15 protein-coding genes and 3 pseudogenes are annotated in these 16,689 nt (G+C 71.4%); 6 read left to right on the forward strand and 12 right to left on the reverse strand.

The window, feature by feature from the left end; all coding sequences use genetic code 11:
• Both DEP02_RS11645 and DEP02_RS11650 read right to left on the reverse strand, forming a co-directional pair.
• The coding region (locus DEP02_RS11645) for a DUF3037 domain-containing protein (protein ID WP_157977422.1) at nt 1-247 on the reverse strand (247 nt) is incomplete at its 3' end.
• On the reverse strand, nt 244-1,008 hold the full coding sequence (locus tag DEP02_RS11650) for a HipA family kinase (RefSeq protein WP_112467267.1): 765 nt from the start codon (nt 1,006-1,008) through the stop codon (nt 244-246). The genes DEP02_RS11650 and DEP02_RS11645, both read right to left, overlap by 4 nt.
• An 821-nt stretch (nt 1,009-1,829) precedes the next feature.
• On the opposite strand from DEP02_RS11650, the gene DEP02_RS33935 reads away from it, so the two are divergent.
• The gene (locus DEP02_RS33935; protein WP_181446541.1) at nt 1,830-1,994 is read left to right on the forward strand and encodes a hypothetical protein; all 165 of its coding nucleotides are present in this window, start codon (nt 1,830-1,832) and stop codon (nt 1,992-1,994) included.
• A 169-nt stretch (nt 1,995-2,163) separates the two neighbouring features.
• On the opposite strand, the pseudogene DEP02_RS34560 reads toward DEP02_RS33935, so the two are convergent.
• From DEP02_RS34560 to ku, 8 genes and pseudogenes are all read right to left on the reverse strand, one after another.
• Nucleotides 2,164-2,349, reverse strand: a pseudogene (locus DEP02_RS34560) (PD-(D/E)XK nuclease family protein); the annotation flags it as partial.
• Between the two features lie 168 nt (nt 2,350-2,517).
• The gene (locus DEP02_RS11665; RefSeq protein ID WP_112467269.1) at nt 2,518-3,486 is read right to left on the reverse strand and encodes a hypothetical protein; all 969 of its coding nucleotides are present in this window, start codon (nt 3,484-3,486) and stop codon (nt 2,518-2,520) included.
• Between the two features lie 202 nt (nt 3,487-3,688).
• Complete coding sequence (recA, locus tag DEP02_RS11670; protein WP_112467270.1) at nt 3,689-4,720, reverse strand: recombinase RecA; 1,032 nt, start codon at nt 4,718-4,720, stop codon at nt 3,689-3,691.
• A 511-nt stretch (nt 4,721-5,231) separates the two neighbouring features.
• The gene (locus tag DEP02_RS11680; protein WP_112467271.1) at nt 5,232-5,696 is read right to left on the reverse strand and encodes a single-stranded DNA-binding protein; all 465 of its coding nucleotides are present in this window, start codon (nt 5,694-5,696) and stop codon (nt 5,232-5,234) included.
• An 878-nt stretch (nt 5,697-6,574) separates the two neighbouring features.
• Entirely contained in the window at nt 6,575-7,087 is a 513-nt protein-coding gene (locus DEP02_RS11685; protein WP_112467272.1) for a hypothetical protein, read from the reverse strand.
• A gap of 13 nt (nt 7,088-7,100) precedes the next feature.
• A complete protein-coding gene (locus DEP02_RS11690; RefSeq protein ID WP_112467273.1) occupies nt 7,101-8,021 on the reverse strand; it encodes an ATP-binding protein in 921 nt (306 codons plus the stop codon).
• Nucleotides 8,022-8,374: 353 nt separating this feature from the next.
• Nucleotides 8,375-8,691 (reverse strand): annotated as a pseudogene (locus tag DEP02_RS11695) (recombinase RecB); the annotation flags it as partial.
• A 221-nt stretch (nt 8,692-8,912) separates the two neighbouring features.
• On the reverse strand, nt 8,913-9,851 hold the full coding sequence (ku, locus tag DEP02_RS11700; RefSeq protein WP_112467274.1) for a non-homologous end joining protein Ku: 939 nt from the start codon (nt 9,849-9,851) through the stop codon (nt 8,913-8,915).
• A 290-nt stretch (nt 9,852-10,141) separates the two neighbouring features.
• Between ku and ruvB the strand changes: the two genes are divergently transcribed.
• Nucleotides 10,142-11,293: a Holliday junction branch migration DNA helicase RuvB gene (gene ruvB / locus DEP02_RS11705; protein ID WP_198668393.1), complete on the forward strand. Its 1,152-nt coding sequence runs from the start codon at nt 10,142-10,144 to the stop codon at nt 11,291-11,293.
• A 5-nt stretch (nt 11,294-11,298) separates the two neighbouring features.
• Nucleotides 11,299-12,909, forward strand: a complete 1,611-nt coding sequence (gene radA, locus DEP02_RS11710; protein WP_112467275.1) for a DNA repair protein RadA — start codon at nt 11,299-11,301, stop codon at nt 12,907-12,909.
• A 462-nt stretch (nt 12,910-13,371) separates the two neighbouring features.
• Here radA and DEP02_RS35815 read toward each other — a convergent pair.
• Nucleotides 13,372-13,485 (reverse strand): annotated as a pseudogene (locus DEP02_RS35815) (HipA family kinase); the annotation flags it as partial.
• A gap of 146 nt (nt 13,486-13,631) precedes the next feature.
• Between DEP02_RS35815 and DEP02_RS11715 the strand changes: the two are divergent.
• Entirely contained in the window at nt 13,632-14,117 is a 486-nt protein-coding gene (locus tag DEP02_RS11715; RefSeq protein ID WP_112467276.1) for a Rieske (2Fe-2S) protein, read from the forward strand.
• A gap of 77 nt (nt 14,118-14,194) precedes the next feature.
• Entirely contained in the window at nt 14,195-14,662 is a 468-nt protein-coding gene (locus tag DEP02_RS11720; protein WP_112467277.1) for a pyridoxamine 5'-phosphate oxidase family protein, read from the forward strand.
• Nucleotides 14,663-14,765: 103 nt separating this feature from the next.
• Here the strand turns inward: DEP02_RS11720 and DEP02_RS11725 are convergent, their stop codons facing one another.
• The gene (locus tag DEP02_RS11725) at nt 14,766-15,668 is read right to left on the reverse strand and encodes a LysR family transcriptional regulator (RefSeq protein WP_112467278.1); all 903 of its coding nucleotides are present in this window, start codon (nt 15,666-15,668) and stop codon (nt 14,766-14,768) included.
• Nucleotides 15,669-15,742: 74 nt separating this feature from the next.
• Here DEP02_RS11725 and DEP02_RS11730 point away from each other — a divergent pair, with 74 nt between their 5' ends.
• Nucleotides 15,743-16,684 carry a DMT family transporter gene (locus DEP02_RS11730; protein WP_198668394.1) on the forward strand — a complete coding sequence of 314 codons (942 nt, stop codon included), beginning with the start codon at nt 15,743-15,745 and terminating at the stop codon, nt 16,682-16,684.
• Nucleotides 16,685-16,689: the final 5 nt, after the last annotated feature.

Below are 16,689 nucleotides of genomic sequence, written 5' to 3' on the forward strand. Positions count from 1 at the left end.
CGCCGGCGACGTCCGCGTGCGGGTCCAGGGCCAGCAGCCGGGCCTCGTCGAGGTGGGTGCGGGCGCCGACGTAGGCCTGGGCGCGGCAGTAGACGAGCACGCCCGCGTTGATGCACTCGCCGCGCTCCACGCGCGGGACGACGCGCAGCAGGGCGTACTCGTAGACGTCGCGGTCGCCCGGCCGGCCGGCCCGGACGATGTGGCGCCGGCCCGCCCGGCCGCCACCGGCGAGGTGACGGTCGCTCATGTGGCCTCCTCGATGCCGTGGATGCGCTCGTGGATGACGGCGGCCCGCGCGAGCAGCGGTCGTGCGTAGGCCCGCCGCAGGTCGTCGGGCGTGTCGAAGCCCGGCTCGTCGGCCAGCCAGACGTCCGGGATCTCGGCGGTCACCTCGGCGAGCAGGTCCTCGGTGACCAGGGGGGCGAGCCGCTCGGCGGCGGTGGTGACGTCGGGGCCGAAGGACGCGAGGGCGTGGTCGGAGGCGTCGTAGGGGCGCTGGGCGGAAGCCTCGGCGCCGGGCCAGTTGTGGTGCCAGATCATGGTGGCGCCGTGGTCGACGAGCCACAGCTCGCCGCGCCATCGCAGCAGATTGGGGTTGCGCCAGGAGCGGTCGACGTTGTTCACCAGCGCGTCGAACCAGACGATCCGCCCGGCTTCCTGGGCGTCCACCGGGAAGGCGAGCGGGTCGAAGCCGAGGGCTCCGGAGAGGAAGTCCATGCCGAGGTTGGTGCCGCCGCTGGACCTCAGCAGCTCCTGCACCTGCTCGTCGGGTTCGCCGAGGCCCAGCACCGCGTCGAGGGCGACGGTCACCAGCCGGGGCACCCGCAGCCCCAGCCGCCGGGCGAGCTCCCCGCAGACCACCTCGGCGACGAGTGTCTTGCGGCCCTGACCGGCGCCGGTGAACTTCAGGACGTACGTCCCGAGGTCGTCCGCCTCGATCAGCCCCGGCAGCGAGCCGCCCTCACGCAGGGGTGTGATGTAGCGGGTCGCGATGACTTCGGTCAGCACTTTCCCAGGCCATCCGATCCGCCAGCCTTATGATCCACGCCCAACTGCAGGCACCCAAGGCTTGCGAACCGGGCACGATCAGCCCTGGGGAGAATCTGGGGAGTTTCGGCTGGCATGCTGATCTCCCCCGCTTCCCGAGCAGTCCGTCAAGGACGGCACGCCCCTTGCTCCCGGCCTCCGGCATGAAGTGAGCATAGTAACCGAGCGTGACAGTCGGCGAGGAGTGCCCGAGCCACCGCGGCCTGCTCCCGTAACGAGGCGAAGCCGTCCATCTCCAGTAGTACCGGCCTCGTGGGAGCTCCTTCTGGGCGATCTCACTCAGGACCGCCCGCTGCTCGTCGAGCCGGTTGTGGCCCTTGAGCACCTTGCCCATGTGCCAGTCCGAGGTGTGCAAGAACTTCATGGGCGCGCCTCGCTTTTCCGTGGCGGTCGCCGACGGTGGTATGCCGCCGGACTCCTTGCCCGCAGGTGCGAAGTCGTGGTTCCTCGCCGCCCTCTCCGACCGGGGGAGGCGCCGGGGAGCCCGGCACCGCGGGCGGGACGGGTGGCGGCAGCGCCTCCATGGGACCGCGGCCATTTTCGCACAATTGTTCAATCAACTGCCGCGGTCGACCTGTGTCGAAAGAGGGAGGGGGTCAATGCACTTCACGGAAATTCAAGCCTTGTATGTCCGCACCGAGACCCTGCGCAGGATCGTCACAGCCGCATCGAGGCCGTCGGAGTCGCGCTCGTCGGCCGCCGTTCCGCCGGATGTGTGGCGGGGATGGCGGACCGGAGGCGCACGACGGGGAGATCCAGACCAAGAGCAGTAGCCTCGCTTCATGACCGAGGAGACGATCATCGCGCTGCGGAACTACGACTGGCTCGTCCGCGCTCGAGGGCTCGATGACGTAGCGCTGGACTGGGACTCCGGCACCCTCGTATACGGCGAGGGCGGCGCCACCATCGACGCGCTGGTCGAACGGGGCTTCACCCCCGCCACATAGCCGCCCACCGCCACTGGCCTCCGTGCTCCAGTGAGCGCGGCGGCCGGGCGCTCACCGTGCTCCGCGGCCGGGTCGGTGACCGTGGCCAGGGGGCAGGGCGGCGGGGCGACCGCCCCAGGCCGCGCACAGCGCCCGATGGGAGCACCAGTCGCACAGCTCGCCCGGCCGCGGCCGGCAGCCGCTCCCACTCGCCCGCCACCAGGGAACGGGCGCGCGCGGCCGTACGCTCCATCGCCGGGTCGTCGAAGAGCCGCTCCAGCACCGCGTGCACCAGCGTGTCCCGGGTCGCCGCCGCGCTGGGCCTCTCCGGCAGCCGGTCGATCGCCCGGAACCGGTAGCGCAGTGGGCAGGTCATGAAGTCGGCCACGCGCGACAGCGACGGCGGCGCGGGCGGGGCCGGTGTGCCGGAGGCCTCGAACGGATGCACGCCCCGGCCCTACGCCGATCCGCTCCGCGCGCGGTCCGCCGGCACGGCTGCCCACCCGCCGACGCCTTCACCGGCACGTCTCCTCGTCGGCGCGACCTACCCGCCGCCCCCCGGCTCGGGCGGCATCAACTCGTCATACACGGCCTGGTGTTCCCCGTCATCACTCGGGCACATCACTCGCCCGTCGGAGAGGCACTTCCAGTGGTGCCGCAACACCTCTTGCGCGGCCGCCTCCGGGCTGTCGAACACCTCGAAGCCGTCCCCGTCCTCGTCGTAGACGTAGTCACAGACGTCGCAGACGACGGAGTGCATCCGATGGGTGGGGAAACGCGTCGGCCGCTCCCCTCTCGTTACCGGCCGGCCTGGATGACGGCTCCTGCTTTCCGGCCCCCAGCAGATCGCAGAGCCCTTGTCCACGCGCTCGGTCCGTGGGGGCGCGGCCGCCTGCCGGTCGGTGGGCGGCATCCGGTGCAGGCCGCTCACGGGGCGGAAGCCGTCGTCGTCGTACTGCGGGCAGGTGGAGAGGGCGAGCAGGTACTCGTGCAGGGTGCGGTTGTAGCCGGCGTCCGTCAGCGCGTGGTGCTGTCCGCCGGCTCGCTCCGGCAGTGGCGGGTCGCCGGCCTGGACGACGAGGGACCGCAGCTCGTGGCACCAGCGCGGCACCGAGGGCGGCATCGCCGCCCAGTCGTGGTCCCACAGGGAGTGCAGACGCCAGATGTGCTGGCCGCCGTAGCAGGCGTACAGATGGGTCTCCGGGGAGCCGTCGGCGAAGTACTTCGCCACGTCGGCGCGCATCTCGTCGAGGAGCTTGACGTCGGGATGGGTGCGGTCGAGGAGACAGGGATAGCCGTCGGCAGTGCACCGGGGCAGGTGGGGCCACACGTTGTCGGCCATCCACGGGACGTCGAGCACGGCGCTCACGTCCATCCCGTTGTTGACGGCGTAGTAGTCACAGCCGGCGTCGTCGGTGAGGCCGATGGAGACCAGGCCCCGGACGGTGGGATCGGCGGGAAGGAACTCACAGTGGAGGTAGACGCGACGAATGGTCGAAGCGGTGTCGCTCACGTGCTGCTCCTCGGCGTCCGAAAGCGTCTCTGGCCATGAGGTTCATCCACGTGTGGTGTCCTCGCCGGTCGGTCACGAATGACCGTCGCACGCTGCCCCCGGCGCAGGACACATACCGCGCACCCCCATCCCTGATTCAACGGGTTCCCGTTGAGGGGCACAGAGTCCTGACAGGCGGATTTCGGAAGGGGGTTGCACCGGGTCAGAACTCGATGGAGGCGGCGGGGACGGTGTCCGGTCCCGCCCCGATGCCCAGCTTCTCCTTGATCTTCTTCTCGATCTCGTCGGCGAGGTCGGGGTTGTCCTTGAAGAAGTTGCGGGCGTTCTCCTTGCCCTGGCCGAGCTGGTCGCCCTCGTACGTGTACCAGGCGCCGGACTTGTAGAGGAAGCCGTGCTCCAGGCCCAGGTCGATCAGGTCGCCCTCGCGGCTGATGCCCTGGCCGTACAGGATGTCGAACTCGGCCGTCTTGAAGGGAGGTGCGCACTTGTTCTTGGCCACCTTGACACGGGTGCGGTTGCCGACCGCCTCGGTCCCGTTCTTCAGCGTCTCGATGCGGCGGACGTCCAGGCGCACGGAGGCGTAGAACTTCAGTGCCCGGCCCCCGGGCGTGGTCTCCGGGGAGCCGAACATCACACCGATCTTCTCCCGGAGCTGGTTGATGAAGACCGCCGTGGTCTTCGACTGGTTGAGCGCGCTGGTGATCTTGCGGAGGGCCTGGCTCATCAGGCGGGCCTGCAGACCCACGTGGCTGTCGCCCATCTCGCCCTCGATCTCCGCGCGCGGGACGAGCGCGGCGACGGAGTCGATGACGATGAGGTCGAGCGCGCCGGAGCGGACCAGCATGTCCACGATCTCCAGCGCCTGCTCGCCGTTGTCCGGCTGGCAGACCAGCAGGGCGTCGGTGTCCACGCCCAGCCGCTTGGCGTACTCGGTGTCGAGACCGTACTCGGCGTCGATGAACGCCACGGTGCCGCCGGCGCGCTGGGCGTTGGCCACCGCGTGCAGGGCGAGAGTGGTCTTGCCCGAGGCATCGGGTCCATAGATCTCCACGATCCGCCCGCGGGGCAGGCCGCCGATGCCGAGGGCGATGTCGAGAGCGATCGACCCGGTGGGGATGACCTCGATGGGGGTCCAGGGGTCATCGCCGAGGCACATGACCGAGCCCTTGCCGAAGCGCTTCTCGATCTGGATGAGGGCCAGCTCGAGCGCCCTCTCGCGGTCCTGTTCTTTCATGGCGTCCGCCTGGATGGGATGGGGCGTGTCACTGCGGCCGACGGTCCCGGGTCACCGCGCCGGCGACCCGGGGTGTCGGTTCTGCGGCGCCCGCGCGGACTTCGGGGCGATGGTGCCGGGTGTCGCATCACTCCGGCTCTGTTTCACCGTCTCGGCGCCGCTCGCGGGGCTGCTGTCAATCCGTGATCCTGTTGGTCGCCGCCGGTTGCCCGGGCGAGGCTGCCGCCCTTCCTCCGGTCGCCTCGGCGGCGGTCGGCTCTTCTCTCCATGGCAGCTCATCGACCGGGTCGTCGGGGAGCCTTGGGAGGCCGTGCCCCTCACATCCGTCCAGGGCCGTCTCGATGGAGGCCTCCGGGCGGATACGGAAGTCGTCGTCCTGGTGGCCGTCCCGGTATTCGGGATGACAATCGCTACAGGTCAAACCGAGTGCAGCCTGCGGGGTCCAGGTCGCGCAGGGGTCGGTCGGGGCAGGGTTGGCCATGCCGGTCAGCATCTGCGGTGCTCCCGTCGGTCAGAAGGGCTCCTCGCCCTGCCGGGGGGTGGGCGGCTCGCCGTCGTTCTGGGCGAACAGGTCGTCGGTGGGTGGACTGGCGCCGGCGAAGACGCTCGCACGGGGGGCCTTGGTGACCTGCGCGGTGGCGAACCGCAGCGAGGGACCGACCTCGTCGACCCCACACTCGACCACGGTGCGGCGCTCGCCCTCCTTGGTCTCGTACGTCCGCTGGCGCAACCGTCCCTGGACGATGACGCGCGCACCGCGGGTCAGGGACCCGGCGACGTGCCTGGCCATCTGCCCCCAGGCCGAACAGCGCAGGAACAGCGTCTCGGCGTCCCTCCACTTCCCGGTCTCCCGGTCGAAGGCGCGGGGCGTGGAGGCGACGGTGAAGTGCGCGACCGCATCGCCGGACGGGTTGAGGCGTAGCTCGGGGTCATCGGTCAGGTTGCCGACCACTGTGATGATGGTTTCACCAACCATGGCCTTTCCTCTCGTTCGACGAGTGATCCCTCACCCGTGCCGGTTCGGGGCGGCCGGTGGCCCGGAGTGGGTGGAACTCGCGCCGCGTGCCGGCGAAGTGGCACGCCGCACTGCGGGGCGAGGAGGTCGTCGGGTTCACTCTCTGTCCTTTCCTGCCCTTCCTCGGCCCGAGTTGGCAAGTCCGGCCGCGATGAGCCGTGCCTCGTGGGCGGGGGTGTTCCTCAGCGGAATGCCGAGCCGGGGGACGTTGCAGGGGCCGGCTGAGGCGGCCCCTGCACCAGGGGCAAGGCGCGTGAAGGAAACGGATGCGCAGATCGCGTTCCGCGCTGACGTCGTGCTTCGGGTTGGCGGGACGGGAGGCGGATCGGCCGGGCTGACGGGCGCCCGGTCGATGCGCTCGGGGCGATCGCGTTCACGATGGCGAGGAGTTCCGCGCGGTAGCGGCGCGGGTCGCCCGGACCGGTGTCCGGCAGCGGCGGCGGGGCGCGGGCCAGCCGCTCCCTGCGGACCGCGCGCACCTCGGCGAGGATGTCGGCGACGATGTGGTGCCGCTGTCGGCCCAGCCGGATCACGGCCGTCCACGCGTCGGTGGCATCCAGGTCGGTCTGAAGGAGGTATCAGGTTTGTGCCGTGGTCTCCTCCGGATGCGCCGAGGGGCACATCGCGGCGACCGGGGCGACGAGCCGTACCGTCTCGGTCGGCGTCAACGCTGTCTCCTTCCGGCCAGAACGCGTCGGGTGCCGCGGCGAGCCCTCGCACCGTCGCCCTCGCGATACCCGTACAGGGTGGCGCCGCGGGTGCGGCAACCTGTCCGTGGGGGTTCAGCCACCGCGACCCAGGCGGCCGACCTGGACGATCCAGTGGTGAGAGGGAGGTGGTCATGTCGCACCGCCGTCGAGAGCGAGCAGTTGGCGCAGGTCGAGCTCGCCGGTGCGCCAGGCGCGGGTGACCTTCTCCGGCCCGCCGGGCACGGGGCGAAGGCTGAACGACCGCGGCGGGGGCGCCGGTGCCGCGGCCAGTCCCGGAATCACCTCGCCGGTGTGCGGGTCGGTGACCGGGTCGAGGCAGGCGAGCCGGGTGAGGAATTCCCGCTGCCAGCAGGGGCGCACCCGGGTGAGCGTCTCCACCTCGCTGGGGTGGTTTTCGGCCACCCAGGTGAGGAAGGCGTGCTCGTCGGCGATCACGACCGTCGGCCGGGGGTCGATGAGCGTGATGGTGGCGATCGGCGTGTGGTCCGGCAGGGTCGCCCGGATCGACTTCAGGTCGAGCTCGGCACGGGCCGCGCGCAGCCCGTCGAGCACCGTGCGGCGGGCGGCCTCGTACTCGGCGTCCACCGCGTCGCGCAGCACCCGGAGCACGGCGACCCGGGTGGCTTGGTCCTTGAGACTCATGCGGCCTGGCCCCCTACCCGGTCCCGGCCCTCGACTCGACATCTTGGGCGACCCGGTTCTTCGCCGCCTCGGTGCCGTGGCGCACGATCAGCTCACCGAGCGTGCGGGTCTCCTCGCCGTCCAGGACGGCGGCGCCGAGCAGGTTGTGCCGACGGGCCTCCTCGTAGAGGGCGCGCAGGTCTTCATAGGTGGCGTCCGGCGCGGTGGCCGCCGTGATGTAGTCCGGCACGGACTTGGCGGGCTCGCCGGCCTTGAGCCAGCCGAGGACGGCCTCGGCGAACTCCGCGCCGGGCTTGTGGAGCACCGTCCCGGACAGCGGCTTGGCCCGGGACTTGGAGATCACCAGGGTGTTCTCGTGGTCGAGGTCGCCGACGATGTCGAACTCGTACTCGATGCCCTCTCGCTGCTCGGGCTTGAGCCCGACCTTGCGCGGCACCTTGCGCCCGCGCTCGTCGGCCTCGACGACGTACTCGGTCTTGGTGCGCATGGTGACGATGAGGTGACCGGGATAGGCGAGCAGGGCGTCGAGCATCGCACGCTCCAGGGGGCGGGCCTCCTTCCAGCCGGCGAAGCTGCCTCCCGCCCCGACGCGCCTGGCCGCGTTGTCGACCTGCTCCAACATCCCGCCGGCACCGGACCAGAAGTGGCTCAAGGAGTCGACGATCATGACGTCGTAGCCGTCGTGAGCGGCCACCGCGAGCGCCTCGACGAGCGCGGTGGGCTCGAACGTGGTGAGCGGGAGGGTGTCGAAGGCGAACTCGTCGGCGTACTTGGCGGCGCTGCCGTGCTCGGTGTCGACCAGGGCGATCCGGTCGCCGAGCCCGGTGCCGGTGACCAGGGCGGTGTAGGTCTTGCCCGATCCGGTGGGCCCGGTGAGCGCGATGCGGGCCTTGGCCTGTTCCTTGGTGGCGGGGATGAAGGCGAGGTGGTTCACGCCGTGCTCCTCTGGCGTCTCCGACGGCGGTTCGGGGTGGGCCTGGGGAGGGACGGAAGACGGTCCTCACCCGGCAGGACGGGCACCCGCACGGCCGTCGACTTGCTCGAATACCAGTTCGAAAGCTGTCTGGAACTTCACGCTAAGCGCACATGGAGGGGTAATCAACACTTCTCTTCAGAAAACTTGCCGAGAGTCCCAATTGTCAGTGTCAGGGCCTAGAATGCGCCTGCCTGTGCCCATGCCGCGGCCGGACACGTCCGACCCCTGCGTTTCGAGGAGGCTGCCGGGCCGGCCCCACCACGGGGCACGGCGCCTTCCCGGGCGAGCCGCCGCGGGTGAGCGGTCCGGCCTCAGCGGGCGCCGACGGCCGGGCGCTCACCGCGCTCCGCGGCCGGGTCGGTGGCCGTGACCAGGGAACAGGGCGGCGGGGCGGCGGGGCGGCCACCCCAGGCCGCGCACAGCGCCCGATGGGAGCACCAGTCGCACAGCCCGCCCGGCCGCGGCCGCCAGTCGCCCGTCGCCGTGGCCCGCCGGATCGCCTCCCACAGCGCCAGCAGCCTGCGCTCCACGGCCCGCAGATCGCCCTCCACCGGCTCGCGGCTCAGCACGCGTCCCCGCTGCCGAGACAGACCAGCCGCAGGCGGCACGGCACGGCGCCGCACAGCCGCGGTACCGGCATCGTCCGGCTCCTTGCGCCCTGGACGGAAGTCCACCAGACCCCGCACGGCCGTGAAGGTCTGCGCGGGGCTGCGCGTCGCTGATGTCACGGACCCGCACCCGGCACTGTGACCGCTCCCGTACCGGCGGCGGTGCCGTCCGTGGCAGGCGCCTGTGCCGTGGCCGACACCGACCGGCCGTCCGGGACCGGTGCCCATCCGGGTGGAGCGGTCAGGACGCTCGGCGGGGCGTTGTCTTCTTCGCGGTGGTGTTCTTGGCGGTGGTGTTCTTGGCGGTGGTCTTTTGGGCCGCGGCGGCGCCGGTTGCTGGTTTCTTCTTCGCGGTGGCCCGCTTCGCGCCCGAGGCGGTCTTCCTGGCCGCAGTCTTCCTGGCCGGTGTGGCATCGACGCGGCCACTCCTCGCCGCCTCCACACTGCTTTGCAGCAGGGCCATGAGGTCGGTGACGTCGGCGTGATGCGGGGGCGCCATCTCCTCCAAGCGGTCGGCGACGACCTGCTGCAGAGCCTGCTGGTAGTCGTCGTGGAGCTCTTCCAGGACGAAGCCCTCGGAGAGGATGTCCATGAGGTGCATGGCCATCTTCAGCTCCTGCGGCCTCACGGCGATGTCGCTCCTGGGGGCGATGCCGGTCGGGCGGCGGACCTCTTCGGGCCAGCTCATGGTCTGCAGGACAAGGAGGTCGTTGTGGGCGCGCAGCACCGCCAGGGACTCACGGGTTCCGAGGGCGACCTTGGTGACGGCGACCCGCCCGGACTCCCTCAGCGTGTCCCGGAGCAGGACGTAGAACCGGTCGGTCATCGGGTCCGATCCTCCGACGTGGTAGGCCTGCCCGAGCACCATCGGATCGATGCTGCCGTCGTCGACAGAGGCCAACACGCTGATCCGCCCCTTGTCCGGCGGGGGAAGGGTCGCCAGCTCCTTGTCGCTCAGAACAACCCTCCGGCCGTCGGGGTGTTGATAGCCCTTCGCGACCTCCCGGTATTCGATCTCCCGGTCCTCCTCCTCGCACCACAATTTGTGACGCACGCGTGAGCCGTCCTCGGCGTGGACCTGGTGCAGGGCGAGACCGCTGTCCGTCTCGGTGGCCTTGTAGAGGACCACGGGGATGTCGATGGTGCCGAGGGAGATGACCCCCCTCCAGACCGCCTGCATTTTCTACCCCTTTTGTCAGCGTTCGCTCCGTTGCGCCAGAGAAGGCTGCGGAGGCAGCGGCGGGGCGACCCTCACACCTCCCCCAAGGCGCTGCGGGCCGCGGGGACGTTCAGGACGCCGAGAGACGCCCTGAACGGACGGGCGGACGGAGCCCTGCGCCGCTCGCGGCGCTGATCACCGCCGCCTGAGCAAGTTTCTACCCAAAGGATATTGATTGCTCTCTCATCTGCACTTAGCGTGATTCTAGTCTTTTTCGAACTTGCATACGAATACGTAATGGTCGTACGACGATGAGCCAGAACGACACCGGCAGTGAGACCGCCCCTGGCCGGCCCGCCACGATCGAGCCGGCCCACCGGCTGGTCGGAGTTGGCGCCGACGGCGAGGACCGGACCGTCGAGGCTGCGCTGCGACCCACGGACCTCGATGAGTTCATCGGCCAGGAGCGGGTTCGCGAGCAGCTCAACCTCGTGCTGCGCGCCGCCCGCGCCCGCGGTGCGACCGCCGACCACGTGCTGCTCTCCGGAGCTCCGGGCCTCGGCAAGACCACCCTCTCCATGATCATCGCCGCGGAGATGGGCGCCCCGCTCCGCATCACCTCCGGGCCCGCCATCCAGCACGCCGGAGACCTCGCCGCCGTCCTCTCCTCCCTCACCGAGGGTGAGATTCTCTTCCTCGACGAGATCCACCGGATGTCCCGTCCCGCCGAGGAGATGCTCTACATGGCGATGGAGGACTTCCGCGTCGACCTCATGGTCGGTACCGGCCTCGGCGCCACCGCCATCCCCCTGGAACTGCCCCCGTTCACCCTCGTCGGCGCCACCACCCGGGCCGGGCTGCTGGCGCCCCCGTTGCGCGACCGCTTCGGCTTCACCGCCCACCTGGAGTTCTACGCGCCGGCCGAGCTGGAGCGTGTCATCCACCGCTCCGCCCGGCTGCTCGACGTGGCGATCGAGCCCGAGGGCACCGCGGAGATCGCCGGCCGCTCCCGCGGCACCCCCCGCATCGCCAACCGACTGCTGCGCCGGGTGCGGGACTACGCCCAGGTCAAGGCCGACGGCGTGGTGACCCGCGAGGTCGCCTCCGCGGCCCTGGCGGTCTACGAGATCGACGGCCGCGGCCTGGACCGGCTCGACCGTACGGTGCTGGGCGCGCTGCTGGGCCTCTTCGGTGGCGGACCGGTCGGCCTGTCCACCCTCGCGGTCGCGGTGGGGGAGGAGCGGGAGACGGTGGAGGAGGTCGCCGAGCCGTTCCTGGTACGCGAGGGGCTGCTGGCCCGCACCCCCCGGGGGCGGGTCGCCACCCCCGCCGCCTGGACCCACCTGGGCCTCGCACCGCTACCACAGGGTGGACCCGGAACCGGGCAGCAGGGCCCGTTCGGCACGGGCTCCGGGGGGCGTGCCGCCTCACCGCCGCCCCGGCAGCGGCCCCCGCGGCGGTGAGAGCCATGGCCGCCCGCACCTCCCGCCTCCCCCTCGGGAACCGCCCCTCCTACCGCTGCACCGAGTGCGGCTGGACCACCGGCAAGTGGCTCGGCCGGTGTCCCGAGTGCCATGCCTGGGGCACCATCGAGGAGCTCGGCGCACCCGCCGTCCGCACGACCGCGCCCGGCCGGGTCACCACCGCCGCGCTCCCCATCGGCCAGGTGGACGGCCGGCAGGCCACCGCGCGCAGCACGGGCGTGCCCGAGCTGGACCGCGTGCTCGGCGGCGGCCTGGTGCCCGGCGCCGTCGTGCTGCTCGCCGGCGAGCCGGGCGTGGGCAAGTCGACGCTGCTGCTCGACGTCGCGGCGAAGGCTTCCAGCACCGCCGCCCGCGCGCTGTATGTGACCGGCGAGGAGCTGGCCGGCCAGGTACGGCTGCGCGCCGACCGGATCGGCGCGCTCTCCGACCACCTCTACCTCGCCGCGGAGACCGACCTGTCTGCCGTCCTCGGCCACTTGGACGCGGTCAGGCCCTCCCTGCTCGTCCTCGACTCGGTGCAGGCCGTGGCCTCCCCCGAAATCGACGGTGCGCCGGGCGGCATGGCCCAGGTACGTGAGGTGACGGGCGCGTTGCTCCGGGCCGCCAGGGAGCGTGGGATGTCCACGATCCTGGTCGGCCACGTCACCAAGGACGGCGCCATCGCGGGCCCCCGCCTCCTCGAGCACCTCGTGGACGTCGTGCTGCACGTCGAGGGCGACCGGCACGCCCGCCTCCGCCTCGTCCGCGGCGTCAAGAACCGGTTCGGAGCGACCGACGAGGTCGGCTGCTTCGAGCTGCACGACGAGGGCATCACCGGCCTGGCCGACCCCAGCGGCCTGTTCCTGACCCGCCGCGACGAGCCGGTGCCCGGCACCTGCCTGACCGTGACCCTGGAGGGCCGCCGCCCCCTGGTCGCCGAGGTTCAGGCCCTGACCGTCGACTCGCAGCTCCCCTACCCGCGCCGCACCACCTCCGGCCTGGAGACCTCCCGCGTGGCGATGATGCTGGCCGTCCTCGAGCAGCGTGGGAAAATCTCGCAACTGGGCAGGCGCGACATCTACACCGCCACCGTCGGCGGGGTGAAGCTCACCGAGCCGGCCGCCGATCTCGCCGTGGTCCTCGCTCTGGCCAGCGCCGCGTGCGACACCCCACTGCCCAAGAACCTGATCGCGATCGGCGAGGTGGGCCTGGCCGGTGAGGTCCGCCGGGTCACCGGCGTGCAGCGGCGGCTGGCCGAGGCCGCCCGGCTCGGCTTCCCCCACGCCCTGGTGCCCGTCGACCCGGGCAAGATCCCGGCCGGCATGAGGGTCACCGAGGTGGCCGATGTAGGCGACGCGCTGCGCCCGCTCCCCCGTCGCCTGCGCCGTGAGGTCCCGGCAGGGGAGGAGCCGGCCACCACGCGCCGACTCGACCCCGCACGGCGCCCGCCCGCGTCAGGGGGCCGGCCGCCGAGGGCACGGAGCTCCGCCTGGCGTACACGCGCACGCCGAACGTCCAAGGCCGAGCGCCGCGGCGGGGCGGTGCCAACCGCCGAGGCCGCTCAGGGTCCCGACTCCGGCCCGCCCGGTCCCCGGGCGGGCCGGAGGAGCGGGTGAGGGATGTGCTACGCGCCAAGGGAGCAAGCGGATTTCCGCCATGCCATTCCCGTGATCACTGCTTCATCGGGAGGCTCATGGCCGTGATGGCTCTGCTCGTGCCGGTGATGCTCCACAACAGGGCACGGCGAACGCCACGTTCACGCGCCGGCGGGCCTGCGCGATCTCTTCCTGGGACCGTCCGATCCAGTTCCAGAACAGCTGACATTGGCAGAGCTGACTGCTTGAAAGCAGCCCACCCACCGCAGTCACTCAGCATTCCTACGGCTGGATTGGCTTTCGTCTCACCGCTGTCCGTGAGGTCAGTACCCCCTGGGGTGAATCTGGGGAGAATCTGCCCTGCTGGGGAGCGCGTGGGGAGGATCGGCTGTGTGACGCGGCACGAACCTGAAAGACGCTGAAAGACCCATCTGCGCAGGTCAGCTACAGGTGTAGCCGCATCGCCGCAGGCCCAGGCCACTAGCCGGACGACTTCAGGACGTACGTCCCGAGGTCGTCCGCCTCGATCAGCCCCGGCAGCGAGCCGCCCTCACGCAGCGGCGTGATGTAGCGGGTCGCGATGGCTTCCTTGAGCATCGCCCCAGGCTACTGGGGTCGCGTCGGACGTCTTACGTCCACTTGATCCCCCGTCGGTCAAGATCTGGACATGGTCTGAACACCGGGTGCCCGGCGGCCGTACCCCTGGGTGGACCAGGAAGTCCGAGCGGAAGGGAAACGTCAGCATGACCAGCGAACCGCTTCAACCCCAGGGGGCACCGGGCCGCCGTACGGTCGTGGCGGCGGTGGGCGCGGCGGGGCTCGCCGTCGCGCTGACCGCGTGCGGGTCCGAGGACACGTCCTCGTCCGGCTCGTCCACCACGCAGAACGGCAGCAATGAGAGCGGCGGTTCGGGCGGCGACGGCGCCGCGGCCGGCTCCGGCGGCACGGTACTGGCGAAGACCTCCGACATCCCCGAGGGAGGCGGCAAGGTCTTCGGCAGCGAGGGCGTGGTGGTCACGCAGCCGACGGAGGGGGAGTTCAAGGCATTCTCGTCCAAGTGCACCCACCGGGGGTGCGCGGTGAACCGGATCGCCGACGGGGTGATCAGCTGTCCTTGCCACAACAGCGAGTTCTCCGCCACCGACGGCAGCGTCAGGAAGGGGCCGGCGGTCCAGCCGCTGCCCGCGAAGAACATCTCGGTCGCGGACGGCGAGATCAGACTGGCCTGACGCGCCTCACCCTTTCCTGACGCGGCGCCAGGATCCTGTCTCCTGACACCGCGTGGGAGAAAAGAAAGAAGGGCCGTATGACCGCCACTCAGCGCCGGGGCCGGAAGATCATGATGACGCCGGGCGAGCTGGACGACTTCCTGACCACGCAGCGCACCTGCCGGGTCGCCACGACATCGACCGGCGGCGCACCGCATGTGAGCGCCCTGTGGTTCGTCTGGGACGGCATCTCGCTGTGGCTCTACTCCGTGGTGCGCAGCAAGCGCTGGGCCGACCTGCGGCGTGACCCGAGGGTGGCCATAGTCGTCGACACCGGTGAGGAGTACGACCAGCTGCGCGGCGCGGAGCTGTCCGGCACGGCGGAGTTCGTCGGCGAGGTACCGCGCATCGGCGAGCTCTGCGCCGAACTCGACGTTCCGGAGACCCTGTTCGCCCGCAAGTACTTCGACCTGGAGGAAATGCCGCACGACGGCCGCCACGCCTGGATCCGCCTGACCCCGGAAAAAACCGTCTCCTGGGACTTCCGCAAACTGGGCTCCGCCTAGACCCGGATGCCCCTCGCGCCCGCAAGGCCTCGACCACCGCGTGGCGAGCGTTGCGGGCGCGAGGGGGCCGGGTGGGCCCGGCCGGCGGTTGTGGGCAGGTGACTCAGGCCGGCCGGGTTCCTGTCGTGCGGAGAGCGGTGATCGCTGCGCGGATCGAGGGGCGGCGGTCGGCGCCGGTGCGCCATACGGCGTACACGTGGCGCCGTACGGCCTGCCGCACCGGGACGGTGCGTACGCCCGCGGGCAGCGGGCCCCGCCCGAGCCGGGGGGCCACGCACACACCCAGGCCGGCGGCGACCAGGGCCAGCTGGGTGGCGTGCTCCTCGGCGCGGTGGGCGATGCGCGGTTCGACGCCCTTGGAGCGGAGTGTGTCCAGCAGCCACTCGTCGCAGAACTCGGCCTCGCCCCAGGTGACCCAGTCGTCGTCCGCGAAGTCCTCGAGGTCGACCTCGGTGCGGTCGGCGAGGGGGTGCGCGGCGGACAGCGCCACATCGGCGGGGTCGTCGAGGATCGGGGCCCGGGTGAGCCCTTCCGGCACGGGCAGCGGCTTGTTGTACCAGTCGAGGACGACCGACAGGTCGACGTCACCGCGCACCACGGCCCGCACCGCGGCGGCCGGCTCCATTTCCACGGTGCACACCCTGAGCCCCGGGTGCCGCTCGCGCAGATGGGACAGGGCCGCCGGGAACAGTCCGCGCGCGGCGGTGGGAAACGCGCCGAGCCGCAGCTCGCCGACCGCCTGCCCGCGCTGGGCCTCCAGGTCGGACTGGGCGAGCTCGACCTGCGACAGGATGCGCGCCGCGTGCTCGGCGAGCAGCCGGCCGGCGTCCGTGAGCCGCACGCCCCGGCCGTTCTTGGCCAGGAGTTGCTGGCCCACCTCCCGCTCCAGCTTGGCCATCTGCTGGGACACGGCCGATGTCGTCACATGCAGCCCCTCGGCCGCACCGCTGACCGAACCGTGCCGGGCGAGGGCGTCGAGCGTGCGCAGGCGCTCCAGGTTCAACATGTAAGCGATGCTACGAGATATCGCGAGCGAATTCTCGATTGTGCTACGAGGTCGGACGCAGGCATCGTACGACCATGAGTGCCTCGACCGTCTCCTCGCAGACCCCGCCCGTCCCGGCCGGACGCCCCCGCCGCGCCCGCCCCGTGCACTGGCGGGTCCGTTTCGCCTTCCTCTCGCTGCTCTGGGGCTTCAGCTTCCTGTTCATCAAAGTGGGCACGGAGGGCTTCGCGCCCTTCCAGGTGACGCTCGGGCGGCTGGTGTTCGGCACGGCGGTGCTCGCGGTGGCGATGGCGGTGAAGCGGGAGCGGCTGCCGCGTGGCGCGCGCGCCTGGGGGCATCTGGCGGTCGCGGCCTTCTTCCTCAACGCGCTGCCGTTCTCGCTCTTCGCGTACGCGGAGCTGACGATCCCGTCCACCCTGGCGGGCATCTGCAACGCGACCTCACCGCTGTGGGGCATGGCCCTGTCCCTCGTCGCCCTCTCCGAGGACCGCCCGACCCGGCTGCGGGTCGCGGGGCTCGGACTCGGCTTCCTCGGGGTGCTCACCGTGCTCGGCGCCTGGCAGGGCTTCCACGGTCTGGACGCCGGCGGCACCGCGATGGCCCTGCTGGCCTCGCTGAGCTACCCGGTCGGCTGGATCTACGTCCGCCGCACCCTGGCGGGCTCCACCGAGTCCCACCTGTCGCTGACCGGCGGCCAGTTGCTCCTGGCCACGCTGCAACTCGCCGTCGTCACACCGCTGTTCACCAGTGTTCCGGACCGGCTGTCCGTCGTGCCGCTGCTCGCGATCGTCGCCCTGGGCGCCCTGGGCACGGGCGTGGCGATGCTCGTCCAGTACGGCCTGGTCGCCGAGGTCGGCCCGACGACCGCCCAGATGGTCACGTACTTCATCCCGGTCATCGCCACCGCCGCCGGCGTCGCCGTGCTCGGCGAACACCTCACCTGGTCGATCCCGGTCGGCGCGGCGGTCGTCCTGGCGGGCGCGGCCCTGACCCAGGCCCGCCCGAAGAGCGCGTAGGCCGC

This window comes from Streptomyces triticisoli (assembly GCF_003270085.1).
In the GTDB taxonomy this organism is placed as follows: domain Bacteria; phylum Actinomycetota; class Actinomycetes; order Streptomycetales; family Streptomycetaceae; genus Streptomyces; species Streptomyces triticisoli.